We start from the raw sequence: 14297 nt of genomic DNA, 5'->3' as shown, positions 1-14297 counted from the left end.
AGCGCGGGAATCATCAGGACCAGCGTGAGGAGGCAATCGGTGGTGTATCTGCGGGCGGCGATGCTGCTGCTGGTCCTCCTGTGCTGCGCGTTGCCCGCTGCGGCACAGCCGGTGCCTCCGAGCCCGCGGCAGGTGACGGTGTTCGATGGCCTGCCGTCCAATACCGTCAACCGCATGGCCGAGGATCGCTACGGTTACCTGTGGATCGCCACCAACGATGGCCTGGCCCGCTATGACGGCCGCACCTACCGCGTGTGGCGTTCCGAGGATGGACTGCGTGACAACCGCATCTGGACGGTGCTGGTCGATGCCCGCAACCAGTTGTGGATAGGCACCGAGAACGCCGGCCTGGTGCGCATGTCGGCCGACCGCCGCCAGTTGCACTTCTACGACCGCAGCAGCCAGCCGTTGATGGGTACCAACACGGTCTGGAGCCTGGCCAGCACGCCTGATGGCTCGATCTGGTTCGGTACCCACGAAGGCGGCCTGTACCGCCTGGACAGCCAGGATCGCCTGCAGCGCTTCCTGCCCGAGCCGAACAATCCGCGCAGCCTGCCTTCGTCGTCGGTGCCCTACCTGGCCACGCTGGCCGATGGCAGCCTGTGGATCGGCACCAAGCATGGCGTGGCGCGCTGGACCGGGACCGACTTCGAGCGTGTCGGTACGGACATCATCCCCAGCCTTCTGATCAACGGACTGACCGCCGAACCGGATGGCAGCCTGTGGATCAGCACGATGGCCGGCGCCACCGTGCGCCGCCCGGATGGCCGCTTCGAAGCCCCCCCGTGGAAGCTGCCGCCGGGCGAGCAGGTGCTGGGCATGATGCTGCGCGACGAGCAGGGCGGGCACTGGCTGGATACACGCACCGGGCTGGGGCGTGCGGTCGATGGCCAGTACCAGACCGTGCCGCTGTACAGCGCGATCGCGCGCGGTCCGGTACGGCCGAACTGGACCGGTGCCTACGAGGACCGCGAAGGTGGCATCTGGTTGGCCAGCACCAATGCCGGGCTGTGGCACCTGCTGCCACGCTGGTGGCAGTTCTCGGTGCTGTCGCGCCTGGAGGACGACCCCAGCTCGCTGCGCAATGCGCTCGTGCTGGGTACCAGCCCCTCCAGCAACGGCGGCGTCTGGACGGTGGGCAGCCATGGCGCGCTGGACCGCTTCGATCCGAAGACCGGCAGGATCGAGCAGCATCGCACCTGGGTCAACGGCATGCACTGGTTGACCTCGGTGCGTGAGGACCGGCGTGGCCAGGTCTGGATTGGATCGACCGATGCGCTGGTGCGCTACGACCCGCAACGGCGCGAACTGCGTCGTTGGGGCCGTGATGCCGGTGCAGATGCGGCGATGGAAGGGGTGGTCGAAGCGATGATGACCTGCGACGGCGACAGCCTCTGGTTGATGCTGCCCGCAGGCGTGCAGCAGCGCGATCTCGACGGCCACGTGCGGCGCCAGCTGGACAATGGCCAGCGCGGCCTGCAGCAGGGCCAGCTCAACCTCGATGTGGAATGCGGTCCGCAGGACCACATCTGGCTGGCCAGCAGCCGTGGCCTGTTGCAGTGGCTGCCGGAAAGCGAGCGCTTCCAGCCGGTGCCGGGTGCGCCGGCAACGGCGATCCATGCGTTGCATGTGGGCCGTGACGGCCAGGTCTGGTTGTCCGAGGATGGTCGCCTGTCCCGTTACCGCTGGAGCCAGGGACGCCTGGAACGGCAGGCGGTGGTCGGTGCCGAACAGGGCTATCCGGCGATCTCCGCCTCCGGCCTGGTGGTGGATGCGCAGGGCGTGGCCTGGGCGACCAGCGCACGCGGCCTGGTACGTGTCAGTGCCGATGGGCAGAGCGTGCGCCTGTACGGCGTGCACGACGGCCTGCCAAGCCAGGAATTCCGCGAGCACACCTTGATCGCAGCGGCCGATGGCCATCTGGTGGCCGGAACGGCAGCGGGCGCGGTGGTGTTCGACCCGGAGCAGGTACGGCCTTCGGTCCGTCGCGCCCCGCTGGTGATCGAGCGGGTGGAAGTGCGCCGCAACGAGCAGGTGCTGGACATGACCCACGATGCGCCGTTGCAGATCGCCGATGGCGACCGCGACCTGCGCATCGTCGCGCGATTGCTGTCCTTCGCCGACTCGGCGTCCAATACGTACCGCTACCGCCTGGCCGGCTACGACCCCGATTGGGTCGAAGTCGGCCCGGCCGGCGAGCGCCTGTTCTCGCGCCTGGCGCCGGGCAGCTACCGGCTGGAAGTACAGGCCCGGTCGGCCGACCATGTGTGGTCGCGGGTGCAGAGCCTGGAATTCCGCGTGCAGCCGCCGTGGTGGCGCAGCCTGTCCGGCCTGCTGGTGCTGGCGTCGGTCGGGTTGCTGCTGACCAGCTGGTTTGCCTGGCTGTACCGACGCCGCCTGCAGCGGCGGCACGCCTACCAGCTGGCGCTGCACAAGCAGGAACTGGCCGAGCAGGCGTCGGCGGCCAAGACCCGCTTCCTGGCCAACCTTGGCCATGAGATCCGCACGCCGATGACCGGCGTGCTGGGCATGAGCGAGCTGCTGCTTGCCTCGCCACTGGACCCGCAGCAGCGTGGCTACACGCAGTCGATCCGGCATGCTGGCGAGCACCTGCTGCACCTGGTCAACGATGCGCTGGACCTGGCGCGGATCGAGTCCGGGCGCCTGGAACTGCAGTCGCAGTCGTTTGCGTTGAATGGCCTGTTGCAGGATCTGGCGGCGCTGATGGGCCCGCTGGCTGCACAGAAGGGCCTGCGCTTCGTCCTCGACAACCAGCTGCCTGCGGGCCTGCAGGCGACCGGTGATGCCATGCGCGTGCGGCAGATCCTGCTCAACCTGCTGTCGAACGCAGTGAAATTCACCAGCCGCGGCACTATCACCCTGCATGCACGTTGCGATGGCGAGCTGCGTGCGCTGCACTTCGAGGTGCGCGATACCGGCCCGGGCATCAGCCAGGAACAACAGCAGCGCCTGTTCCGCCGCTTCGAGCAGGCCGATGGTGCACGAACCGCCGCGCAGTACGGTGGCAGTGGCCTCGGTCTGGCGATCTGCCGCGAGCTGGCGCATGCGATGCAGGGGCGGATCCAGGTGGAGAGCCAGCTGGGTCGGGGCACCTGTTTCGGCGTGACCTTGCCGTTGCCGCTGGTGGTGAACAGCGATGCCGAGGCATCGGCCGAGGGGCATCGCGACGAAGCGGCGAACATGCCGCCGCTGCGGGTGCTGCTGGTCGAGGACGATGCCACCGTGGCCGACGTGGTGCGTGGCCTGTTGAGCGCACGCGGCCACGAGGTGGTGCATGCCGGCCATGCGCTGGCGGCGCTGCGCGAGATCAGTGCCGGCGATTTCGACGTCGGCCTGCTGGATCTGGACCTGCCGGGCCTGAGTGGTTTCGAGCTGGCCCAGCACCTGCGCAACCAGGGCTACATGCTGCCGCTGCTGGCAGTGACGGCGCGGACCGATCCGGACCTGCAGCAGCAGGTGGAAGCAGCCGGCATTGGCGGCTTCCTGCGCAAGCCGGTGACTGGTGAGCTGTTGGTGGAAGCGATCGCCAGGGCCACGGGTAGGTAGGTTCTGCAGGGCCTGTGGACCCACCCCGCCTTCGACAGAATTCTGCGAGCTGTTGAAATGGCGTGGGGTCAGATCCGTTTCCCGTAGGAAAACGGATCTGACCCCAGATCGATTTCGATATCTGACAGATGTGTCGACCAAGGTCGACACCTACCAAGAGCCGCCGGAATCCGTCAGAGGTGGGGCGGTGTCGCAGTGCGGGGTGTCAGCCGCATGGATGCGGCTGACAAGCCTACAGGGACGTACTTGCGGCGTCCCCGCACTGCGACACCGCCCCGCCAACCCACGGAATGCCGCTTTGGCTGTTGCTGTTGCCGGCCAGCGGCCGGCACTACCGCGGGTGCAGGGCCGCAGGCCCTGCCGAACCATCCTCACTCCGCGACGTGCTCGACCTGCCGCGGTTCGGGCTTGGTGTCAGGCAGCTGCCAGAAGATCATCGTCGAGGTCAGGGTGATCGCGCCCACGCACAGGAATGTGGCATGCAGCGCGGCGGTCGCGCTGTTGCTGTCCAGGTGATTGCCGAACGCGGCCAGCAGGCTGCCGGCCGCCGCAGCGCCGAAACCGGCGGCCAGCATCATCACCATCGACAGCAGGCTGTTGCCGGAACTGGCGAATTCGCGGTCAAGGTCGCGCAGCGTCACGGTGTTCATCACGGTGAACTGCAGTGAATTGACCGCGCCGAAGAACGCAAGCTGCACCAGGCGCCAGGCCAGGTGCTGGCCAGGTGTCATCAGGATGAAGCTGGCCATTGCCAGCCCCACCAGCACGGTGTTGGTCATCAGCACGCGGCGGTAGCCGTAACGTTCGACCAGCTTCACTGCCAGTTTCTTCGACACCATGCCAGCCGCCGCTACGGGCACCATCATCAGGCCGGCGTTCATCGGGCCGAGGCCGAGGCCGACCTGCAGCAGCAGCGGGATCAGCATCGGCATGGCACTGCTGCCGATGCGTGAGAACAGGTTGCCGAGGATGCCGATGCGGTAGCTGGGTACGCGGAACAGGGCCAGCGAGAACAAGGGTGCGGTGGAATTGGCGGCATGCAGCCAGTAGCCCACCAGCGCAGCCAGGCCCGCGACCGTCATCAGCATCACCAGCGCGTGTGGGGTGCCGAGTCCGGAGATGCCGTCCAAGGCCAGCGACAGCACCACCATCGCAAAGGCCAGCATGATGTAGCCGCGCAGGTCGAAACGGGTGCGATGGCTGGCGTAATGGTCGGGCATGATCTTCATCGCGGCGATGAAACCGATCACGCCGATCGGCAGGTTGATCAGGAACACCCAGTGCCATGAGGCGATCTCGACCAGCCAGCCGCCCAGCGTCGGGCCGATCAGCGGGCCGACCAGCGCGGGGATGGCGATGAAGCTCATCGCGCGCAGGAAATCCTCGCGCGGCACCGAGCGCATCACCGCCAGCCGACCGACCGGCAGCAGCATCGCACCGCCGATGCCCTGCAGCACGCGCGCGCCGACCAGCTGGTGCAGGTGCTGGGCCAACGCGCAGGCCAGCGAGCCGAGGGTGAACAGGATGATCGCCACCAGGAAGGTGCGCCGGGTGCCATAGCGGTCGGCGATCCAGCCCGAGGCGGGAATGAAGGTGGCGACCGCCAGCGCATAGCTGAACACCACCGACTGCATCTGCAGCGGGCTCTCGCCCAGGCTGGCCGCCATCGCTGGCAGCGCCGTGTTGACGATGGTCGAGTCCAGCATCTGCATGAAGATCGCCAGGGACACCAGCCACAGCAGGGGACGCTGGCGGTTGTAGGTCGATGGCGATGTGGACATGGGGTGTGGCCGGTGCAGCGTGGGGGCCGCCATGATCGCGCACTGCGGGTCACGGCGCGATCAACATCGCGCCGTGATGGCATGCGGAATGCTCAGCGTTGGCTGTGCGCGTGCACCGCGTCGACCAGGACCTGCACATGCGCCGGGTCCATGTCCGGCGACATGCCGTGGCCGAGGTTGAACACATGGCCTTCGCGCGAGCCGCCGTTGCCGGCGGCATAGGTGTCGAGCACGCGCGCTGCGGCCGTGGCGATCGCATCCGGCGAGGCGTACAGCGTGGTCGGGTCGAGGTTGCCCTGCAGCGCGACGCGACCACCGGTGCGGCGCATTGCTTCGTCCAGGTCCAGCGTCCAGTCCAGGCCAAGTGCATCGGCGCCGGTCTGCGACAGTGCTTCCAGGTGCAGGCCGGTGCCCTTGCCGAACAGGATCAGCGGCGTGCGCTCGCTGCCTTCGCCGCGATCCAGGCCCTGTGCAATCCGCTGCAGGTAACGCAGCGAGAACTCGCGGTACATCGCCGGGGACAGCACGCCACCCCAGGTGTCGAACACCTGCAGCGCCTGCGCACCGGCCGCGCGTTGCGCACCGAGGTAGGCGATCACCGCTTCGGTGGTGACCTCCAGCAGGCGGTGCAGCGCCTGCGGATGGTTCAGCGCCATCGCCTTGATGCGTGCGAAATCCTTGCTGCCGCCGCCTTCCACCATGTAGCAGGCCAGCGTCCAGGGGCTGCCGGAGAAGCCGATCAGCGGCACCTGGCCGTCCAGCTCGCGGCGGATCAGGCGTACCGCATCCATCACGTAGCCCAGGTCCTGCTCCATGTCCGGCACCGCCAGCTTGGCGATGGCCGCTTCATCACGCACCGGATGGCGGAACTTCGGGCCTTCGCCTTCGACGAAGTACAGCTCCAGGCCCATCGCATCGGGAATGGTGAGGATGTCCGAGAACAGGATGGCTGCGTCCAGGGGGAACCGGCGCAGCGGCTGCAGGGTGACTTCGCAGGCGATCTCCGGGGTCTTGGCCATGGCCAGGAAGCTACCGGCCTTGGCCCGGGTCGCGCGGTATTCCGGCAGGTAGCGGCCGGCCTGGCGCATCAGCCAGACGGGGGTGCAGTCCACCGGTTCGCGGCGCAGGGCGCGCAGCAGGCGATCGTTGCGGAGAGGGCTGGTCACGATGGGCATTCCTTGGACGGGAGGAGCAGCGGCGTCAGTCGCCGTGCGAAAGGATCTGGAAGCCGCGATGCAGTTCGGCATCGCGGGCCTTCTCGAAGGCGTGGCGGGCGTCGTCGGCCTGCAGGAACAGCTCGCGCCGCAGCTGCGAGCGGCTGCCGACGCGGCCGCTCTCGCGCAGCAGCTCCCAGCCGCCGAACAGGTCCGGCTGCAGGCTCAGGCGCAGGAAACGCGGTGCCTGCGCACCGGCGTCGGGATGTTGCAGGTAGACGTGCATGGCGCCGATTGTAGCGGGGCAGGGGTGACCCCTGCCGCAACGTGGTAGTGCCGGCCGCTGGCCGGCAACTTCATGCGTGGAGGAGCCGGCCAGCGGCCGGCTCTACCTGGCTGACAGCACCTTCAGTACCGCCGCCTCATCGACGTCCGGCACCACTTCGGCGCGGCCCATGCCGCGCCACAGCACCAGGCGCAGGCGGCCGGCCACGTTCTTCTTGTCCAGGCGCATGCGGCCGAGCAGGGCCTGCGGGTCCAGCCCGGCCGGGATCGCCACCGGCAGGCCGAGGCGTTCCAACAGTGCCTGCAGGCGAGCGCGGTCGGCATCGTCGGCCAGGCCGAGGTCGGTGGACAGCTTCGCCGCCAGCACCATGCCCACCGCCACCGCCTCGCCATGGTTCAGCGCATCGCGGCCTGGAGCCGAGTAGCCCTGCTCGGTTTCGATGGCATGGCCGAAGGTATGCCCGAGGTTGAGCAGGGCACGTTCGCCCTTCTCGAACGGATCGCGCTCGACGATGGCGGCCTTGTGCCGGCAGCTGCGCGCGATGGCTTCGGAAAGCACGTGGTCTTCACCGGCGACCAGCGCATCGGCATGCTGCTGCAGCCATTCGAAGAACACCGCGTCGCCCAGCGCACCGTACTTCACCACTTCGGCCAGGCCTGCACGCAGTTCGCGCGGCGGCAGGGTGGCCAGCACGCGGGTATCTGCGATGACCGCACGCGGCGGATGGAAGGCGCCGACCAGGTTCTTGCCGGCCGGGATGTCGACGGCGGTCTTGCCGCCCACCGACGAATCGACCATCGCCAGCAGGGTGGTCGGCAGCTGCACGCAGTCCACGCCGCGCATCCAGCAGGCGGCGGCAAATCCGGCAAGGTCACCGACCACGCCGCCGCCGAGGGCGAAGACACAGGCGTCGCGCGTGGCGCCGAGCGCCGCAAGCGCTTCGATCGCGCGGCCGAATTCGGCCAGCGTCTTGGAGGCCTCACCGGCGGCCAGCACGTGCTCGCCGATGATCAGGTCGGGGCGCGCGGCCAGCAGGGTCTGCTTCACCGGTGCCAGATAGCGCGGGGCGACTTCGCTGTCGCTGAGCAGCAGCACGTGGCGGCCGCGAACGTGCGCGGCCAGTGCAGCGCCATCGGCCTGGGCACCGGCGCCGATGGTGATGGTGTAGGGGCGGTCGCCGCCAACGGCGACCTGCAGCAGGGCGGGGGAAGTCATGCAGTCAGGTCCTGGCGCTGCCATTGCGTGGCCAGCTTGACCACCAGCTGGGCAGTCGCATCGGCAGCGGTGTACGGGTCGGTATCGAGGGTGAGGTCGGCCAGTTCGCGGTATAGCGGGTCGCGGTGTGCGGCCAGGTCGTGCAGCACCTGCTCGCGGTCCGGGCGTTGCAGCAGCGGCCGGCCCTTGTCGCGGGCCAGGCGTTCCAGCTGCGCGGTCACGCTGACCCGCAGGTAGACCACGAAGCCGCGGCGGGCGATCAGTGCACGGTTGTCGGGGTCCAGCACCGCGCCGCCGCCGGTGGAGACCAGCTGGCCGCGGCCTTCCAGCACACGGGCCAGGGCCTCGCGTTCATGGTTGCGGAAACCGGCTTCGCCGGCGTGCTCGAAGATGGTCGGGATGCTGGCACCGGCGGCATCGACGATGGCCTGGTCGACATCGACGAAGTCCAGCGTGAAGCGCTCGGCCAAGCGGCGGCCGATGCAGGTTTTGCCGGCGCCCATCGGGCCGATCAGGATCAGGTTCGGAGCAGGATTCATGCCCTCTGATGCTAACACCTCCGTGCCCTGGCCTTTACGTTCTTCACGTCAGGGTAGGCGTTCCAGCGGGGTCTCCCGCGCCAGCCGGAGTACAGGCCATGACGGTCGCCAAGGTCATCGAAATCACCGCCTCCTCGCCGAAGAGCGTGGAGGACGCCGTGCGCAGTGGGCTGAAGAAGGTCTCCGAGACGGTCAAGGGCATCCAGGGCGCCTGGGTGAACGAGACCAAGGTGGTCACCAATGGCAGCGGCGAGATCACCGAATGGCGGGTCAACCTGCGGGTGACCTTCCTGGTGGAATAGGCGTGCTCAGCGCACGTCCTGCACTTGGCGCTGGCCGTCCAGTACCACCACGTGGTCGGCGAGGGCGGGCAGGGTGTGCAGTGCCTGCCGACTGACCCGCTCGTAGTACTGCACGAAGCGCTCCAGCTGTGGCCGGCTCATGCCGTGCCGGCCCGGCTGCGCGGCTTGCAGGTTCTGCTCCTGCTGCCAGCGCCAGCGCGGTACCACCGAAAAATCCGGCGGATGAAGGAACCATAGCCGGTCGCAGCGCTGCCACAGCGCCGGGTAGTCGCGGGCCAGCGCCTGGTTGCACCAGCGCCGCCAGCGGCCATCGGCGTCGGCCTCGCGCTCCAGCGCGTTCAACGGGCTGTCCAGCGCGTTGTCATCCTGCGCGGGCGTGCCCAGAAACCAGCCTTCGAACACCAGCAGGTCCAGCGGTTGGTGCAGGCGCGGCCATTGCGCTTCGGGCAGGCGTTCGTCGGCCAGCTTGTCGAAACGCGGCATCGCGAAGGGCTGGCGCGCGGCCACCGCATCCAGCACTGCGTGGGCCAGCGGCAGGTCATGGGTTCCCGGCGGGCCCCGGGTGATCAGCAGTGGATGCACCTGGCGGGCCAGCCGCTGCCGCTGTGCGCGGGTCAGGTAGACATCATCAATGGACAGCGTGGCGGCGTTCAGGCCGCGTGCCTGGGCGCGGGCCACGACCTGCGCGGCCAGCGTCGATTTGCCGCTCCCCTGCAGGCCGCTGATCGCCAATACTGGAACCGCTGCGCCACTGCCCAGTGCGTCGTCCAGCACCTGTTCGGCCAATGTTTCGGGGAATCCTTTCACCTGGGGCATATACGCAGCAGCGGCCATGCAGCCACAATAGCCCAATCCGTGTGAGAAGAACGCAATCATGAGCGACCTGTACGCCGAAGCCCTGTCCACGTTTGCCAGCCTGTTCGAAGAGGCCAGGCAGAGCCGCGAGGTCGAGCCGAACGCCATGACCGTGGCCACCGCCGATACGCACGGCCGTCCGTCGGCGCGCACCGTGCTGCTGAAGGCGTTCGATGAGCGTGGCTTCGTGTTCTACACCCACCTGGACAGCCACAAGGGCCGGGAGCTGCAGGCCAATCCGCAGGCTGCACTGCTGTTCCTGTGGCGCAGCCTGCGCGAGGCCGGCATCCAGGTGCGCATCGAGGGTCGCGTCGAGCAGGTGGCCGATGCCGAGGCCGACGCCTATTTCGCCAGCCGCCCGCGGATGAGCCAGATCGGCGCCTGGGCTTCGCAGCAGTCGAAGACGCTGGCCACGCGCGAGGAATTCGACGCGCGCGTGGCCGAGGTCGAAGCCCGCTTCGAGGGCCAGGACGTGCCGCGCCCGGACGGCTGGAGCGGCCTGCGCGTGGTGCCTGACCGCATCGAGTTCTGGTACGGCGCGCAGTTCCGCCTGCACGAGCGCTGGTGCTATGAAGCCGGTGCTGAAGGGCGCTGGAGCAAGCGACTGCTGTATCCGTAAGTCAGGGCGGTGCCGGGGCTGCTGTAGAGCCGAGCCCATGCTCGGCTGTTGTCCCTGCAGAAGCAGCCGAGCATGGGCTCGGCTCTACAGACCCTCCGCGCGCAGCCAGCGCCATAGCGTGGTGCGTGATACGCCCAGCGCCTGTGCCATGCCCTCGCGGTCATTGCGATGTTCCTGCAGCAATGCTTCCAGCTGCGCACGCGGCGGGCGTTTGCCGTTGCTTTCCAGCGGCAGTGCCGCCGCGCCTTCGCTTGCCAGCTCGGGCGCAAGCTGCAGCAGTCGCGAAGCATCAATAGGCCCTTCAGCCGGCTGCCAGTGGATGCGTAGTCGATCCACCAGATTGCGCAGTTCGCGCACGTTTCCCGGCCACTCGGCCGCGCTCAGCAACGCCAGTGCATCCTCATCCAATGGCGCGTCGATGCCACGCAGCTGGCGGAAGAAGTGCTGTGCCAGCAGCGGGATGTCACTGCGCCGCGCACGCAGCGGGGGCAGGGCGATGCGTAGCGCGGCCAGCCGGTAATACAGGTCGCGACGGAAGCTGCCGGTCGCCGCGCGCTGCTCCAGCGACTGCAGGGTGGCGGCCACCACGCGCAGGTCGACTGCGGTCGGTTCGGTAGCGCCGACACGCAGCACCTCGCGTTCTTCCAGCACGCGCAGCAGGCGGGTCTGCAACGGCAGCGGCAGTTCGCCGATCTCATCCAGGAACAACGTACCGCCATCGGCGGCCTCGACCAGGCCCACGCGACCACCGCGCCGTGCACCAGTGAAGGCACCATCGCTGTAGCCAAACAGTTCGGCTTCCAGCAGTGATTCGCTGATGGCGCCGCAATTCAGCGCCACGAAGCGCCCGCGACGGCCGCTGGCGGCGTGCAGTTGACGCGCTACCAGTTCCTTGCCGGTGCCGGTTTCGCCGGTGACCAGCACCGTGCTGTCGTGCGGTGCGTAGAGCGCGATCTGTGCGCGCACCTGGGCCATCGCTTGGCTGTCGCCGAGCAGTTCATGCGTGTCGGCACGCGCTGCCGGGCGCCGGCGCGGGGCGGCTCGGTTGCCGCTGGAGCGGGCCAGCGCCTGGGTCAGCTCCAGCGCATGTTCAAACGCCTGCCGCACCGAGTCGGCCGAATAGAGCAGTACCCCCGGCAGGCCGGCCTGCTCGGCATGGTCGATGGCCATGCCGGTGCCGACGATGACCTCGATGCCGTTGGCGCGCAGGTCGGCGATGCAGTCGCGCGCATCCTCGCGGGTGACGAAGCGGCGGTGCTCGATATCCAGGCCGAAACTCTGCTGGAAGTTGCTGAACGCCGGTACGTCGCTGGCGTGGGTGACCAGGCCGATGCGGCTGGCGATGCGGCGGGCACGGGCCAACGCTTCCATCAGGTCGAAGCCATTGGCCTGGATCGGCACCAGTGGCAGCTCCAGCCGACCGCGCAGCCAGGCCGCGTTGGAGCCGCCGGCGATGACCACGTCGCAATGCTCGCGGCGCAGGCGTTGACCGATCACATCCACCGCTTCCTCGAAACCTAGGTTGATCTGCTCGATGCGCGCGCGTCGATCGAATTCGGGAATGACATCGCCGAGCAGGCCGGTCAGGCGCGAGACGCTGACCGTCCAGATCACCGGGCGACCGGGGTCGGTGTCGGCGTGGCGCAGGGGTGAGCGGGGCAGGTACATGGCGGCTGGAGGTCGACGTGATGTTTCATGATACATCCGTTTCAGTGTTTCATACGTTTCACTATTGCGTGGCGGTCATCCCTGTGAAATCAACGGCTTGCAGCTTGGCATGGTGCTTGCGCCTACCTATCCGTTCTCCAACCTGGATTGCCGCATGACCGCTTCCGCCCCTTTCTCCGCCGGTGCCCGCTTCCGTGAGGCGCTTGCTGCCGAATCGCCGCTGCAGGTGATCGGCGCCATCAACGCCAACCACGCCCTGCTGGCCAAGCGCGCCGGCTTCCGCGCCATCTATCTGTCCGGCGGCGGTGTTGCCGCGGGCTCGCTGGGCCTGCCGGACCTGGGCATCAACACCCTGGAAGACGTGCTGGTGGACGTGCGCCGCATCACCGATGTCTGCGACCTGCCGCTGATGGTGGACATCGATACCGGCTTCGGGCCGAGTGCGTTCAACATCGCGCGCACCGTGAAATCGCTGATCAAGGCCGGCGCGGCCGCCTGCCACATCGAAGACCAGGTTGGCGCCAAGCGCTGCGGTCACCGTCCGGGCAAGGAGATCGTCTCGCAGGGTGAAATGGTCGACCGCGTGAAGGCTGCCGCCGATGCCAAGACCGATCCGGACTTCTTCCTGATCGCGCGTACCGACGCCATCCAGGTGGACGGCGTGGACAAGGCCATCGAGCGCGCCATTGCCTGTGTCGAGGCCGGTGCCGACGGTATCTTCGCCGAGGCGGCCTACGACCTGGACACCTACCGTCGCTTCGTCGACGCGGTGAAGGTGCCGGTGCTGGCCAACATCACCGAATTCGGTGCCACCCCGCTGTTCAGCCGCGATGAACTGGCTTCGGCCGGTGTTGCGATCCAGCTGTTCCCGCTGTCGGCGTTCCGCGCGGCCAACAAGGCGGCCGAGAACGTCTACCAGGCGGTGCGCCGCGATGGCCACCAGCGCAACGTGGTGGAAACCATGCAGACCCGCGAAGAACTCTACGACCGCATCGGCTACCACGCCTTCGAGCAGCAGCTCGATGCGCTGTTCGCCGCCAAGAAATAAGCAGTACCCTGCACCATCAAGTTTCGGAGGGAAACATGAACGATACGACCGCAACCCCGACCTTCAAGCCGAAGAAGTCCGTCGCCCTGTCCGGCACCGCCGCCGGCAACACCGCGCTGTGCAGCGTGGGCCGCAGTGGCAACGACCTGCATTACCGTGGCTACGACATCCTGGACCTGGCCAACACCAGCGAGTTCGAGGAAATCGCCTACCTGCTGGTGCACGGCAAGCTGCCAACCCGCGCCGAGCTGGTTTCGTACAAGGCCAAGCTGAAGTCGCTGCGTGGCATCCCGGCCGCGGTGAAGGCCGCACTGGAAGAACTGCCGCCGTCGGCACACCCGATGGACGTGATGCGCACCGGTGTGTCCGTGCTCGGCTGCGTGGCGCCGGAGAAGGATGACCACAATCATCCGGGCGCGCGCGACATTGCCGACAAGCTGATGGCCTGCCTCGGCTCGATGCTGCTGTACTGGTACCACTGGAGCCACAACGGCCGTGCCATCGACGTGGAAACCGACGATGACTCGATCGGTGGCCACTTCCTGCACCTGCTGCACGGCGAGAAGCCGCAGGACTCGTGGGTGAAGGCGATGCACACCTCGCTGATCCTGTACGCAGAACACGAGTTCAACGCCTCGACCTTCACCTGTCGTGTCATCGCCGGTACCGGCAGCGACATGTACAGCGCGATCTGCGGTGGCATCGGCGCACTGCGTGGCCCGAAGCACGGCGGCGCCAATGAAGTGGCGTTCGAAGTGCAGAAGCGCTACGACAATCCGGATGAGGCCGAGGAAGACATCAAGGCCCGCGTCGAGCGCAAGGAAGTGGTGATCGGCTTCGGCCATCCGGTCTATACCGTCTCCGATCCGCGCAACAAGGTGATCAAGGACGTGGCCCGCGAGCTGTCCGAAGAACAGTCGAGCATGAAGATGTACGACATCGCCGAGCGCCTGGAATCGGTGATGTGGGACATCAAGAAGATGTTCCCGAACCTGGACTGGTTCAGCGCCGTCAGCTACCACATGATGGGCGTGCCGACCGCGATGTTCACCCCGCTGTTCGTGATCGCGCGCACCGCCGGCTGGAGCGCGCACATCATCGAGCAGCGCATCGACGGCAAGATCATCCGCCCGAGCGCCAATTACATCGGTCCGGAAGACCGCGACTTCGTCGCCATCGACAAGCGCGTCTGATCCACCTGCTGTCCCCATCCGGCCGGCCGCGTGCCGGCCGGATGCTTTCGCCGCCGCACCGCCGGCACCC

General features: G+C 67.7%; 12 protein-coding genes. 5 read left to right on the top strand and 7 right to left on the bottom strand.

The window, feature by feature from the left end; all coding sequences use genetic code 11:
• The first annotated feature begins 39 nt into the window (after positions 1-39).
• A complete protein-coding gene (locus tag DL544_RS15720) occupies positions 40-3567 on the top strand; it encodes a hybrid sensor histidine kinase/response regulator (RefSeq protein ID WP_065178207.1) in 3528 nt (1175 codons plus the stop codon).
• Between the two features lie 371 nt (positions 3568-3938).
• Here the strand turns inward: DL544_RS15720 and mdtD are convergent, their stop codons facing one another.
• The 5 genes from mdtD to DL544_RS15695 form a co-directional block, all read right to left on the bottom strand.
• The gene (mdtD, locus tag DL544_RS15715; protein WP_005418383.1) at positions 3939-5348 is read right to left on the bottom strand and encodes a multidrug transporter subunit MdtD; all 1410 of its coding nucleotides are present in this window, start codon (positions 5346-5348) and stop codon (positions 3939-3941) included.
• 92 nt (positions 5349-5440) lie between these two features.
• The gene (hemE, locus tag DL544_RS15710) at positions 5441-6523 is read right to left on the bottom strand and encodes a uroporphyrinogen decarboxylase (protein ID WP_032954409.1); all 1083 of its coding nucleotides are present in this window, start codon (positions 6521-6523) and stop codon (positions 5441-5443) included.
• A gap of 25 nt (positions 6524-6548) precedes the next feature.
• Positions 6549-6788 (bottom strand): WGR domain-containing protein, encoded by a 240-nt coding sequence (locus DL544_RS15705; protein WP_053498927.1) that lies wholly within the window; start codon positions 6786-6788, stop codon positions 6549-6551.
• A gap of 102 nt (positions 6789-6890) precedes the next feature.
• Entirely contained in the window at positions 6891-8003 is a 1113-nt protein-coding gene (gene aroB / locus DL544_RS15700; protein WP_005418377.1) for a 3-dehydroquinate synthase, read from the bottom strand.
• Positions 8000-8542 (bottom strand): shikimate kinase, encoded by a 543-nt coding sequence (locus DL544_RS15695; RefSeq protein WP_005418375.1) that lies wholly within the window; start codon positions 8540-8542, stop codon positions 8000-8002. The genes aroB and DL544_RS15695 overlap by 4 nt, the downstream gene beginning before the upstream one ends.
• Positions 8543-8640: 98 nt before the next feature.
• Here DL544_RS15695 and DL544_RS15690 point away from each other — a divergent pair, with 98 nt between their 5' ends.
• On the top strand, positions 8641-8844 hold the full coding sequence (locus tag DL544_RS15690; protein ID WP_005410663.1) for a dodecin family protein: 204 nt from the start codon (positions 8641-8643) through the stop codon (positions 8842-8844).
• A 6-nt stretch (positions 8845-8850) separates the two neighbouring features.
• On the opposite strand, the gene DL544_RS15685 is transcribed toward DL544_RS15690, so the two are convergent.
• Positions 8851-9678 carry a kinase gene (locus DL544_RS15685; RefSeq protein ID WP_139727511.1) on the bottom strand — a complete coding sequence of 276 codons (828 nt, stop codon included), beginning with the start codon at positions 9676-9678 and terminating at the stop codon, positions 8851-8853.
• Positions 9679-9718: 40 nt separating this feature from the next.
• Between DL544_RS15685 and pdxH the strand changes: the two genes are divergently transcribed.
• Positions 9719-10318 carry a pyridoxamine 5'-phosphate oxidase gene (gene pdxH / locus DL544_RS15680; RefSeq protein ID WP_065178210.1) on the top strand — a complete coding sequence of 200 codons (600 nt, stop codon included), beginning with the start codon at positions 9719-9721 and terminating at the stop codon, positions 10316-10318.
• Between the two features lie 84 nt (positions 10319-10402).
• Here the strand turns inward: pdxH and prpR are convergent, their stop codons facing one another.
• Positions 10403-11986 carry a propionate catabolism operon regulatory protein PrpR gene (gene prpR, locus DL544_RS15675; RefSeq protein WP_139727509.1) on the bottom strand — a complete coding sequence of 528 codons (1584 nt, stop codon included), beginning with the start codon at positions 11984-11986 and terminating at the stop codon, positions 10403-10405.
• 154 nt (positions 11987-12140) lie between these two features.
• On the opposite strand from prpR, the gene prpB reads away from it, so the two are divergent.
• Both prpB and prpC read left to right on the top strand, forming a co-directional pair.
• Complete coding sequence (prpB, locus tag DL544_RS15670; protein WP_005418360.1) at positions 12141-13034, top strand: methylisocitrate lyase; 894 nt, start codon at positions 12141-12143, stop codon at positions 13032-13034.
• Between the two features lie 35 nt (positions 13035-13069).
• The gene (gene prpC / locus DL544_RS15665) at positions 13070-14227 is read left to right on the top strand and encodes a bifunctional 2-methylcitrate synthase/citrate synthase (protein WP_005418357.1); all 1158 of its coding nucleotides are present in this window, start codon (positions 13070-13072) and stop codon (positions 14225-14227) included.
• The last annotated feature ends 70 nt before the right edge of the window (positions 14228-14297 follow it).

The sequence above is a fragment of the Stenotrophomonas sp. pho genome, from assembly GCF_006228405.1.
GTDB classification, from domain to species: domain Bacteria; phylum Pseudomonadota; class Gammaproteobacteria; order Xanthomonadales; family Xanthomonadaceae; genus Stenotrophomonas; species Stenotrophomonas sepilia.
This window is presented reverse-complemented; position numbering and strand designations above follow the sequence as displayed.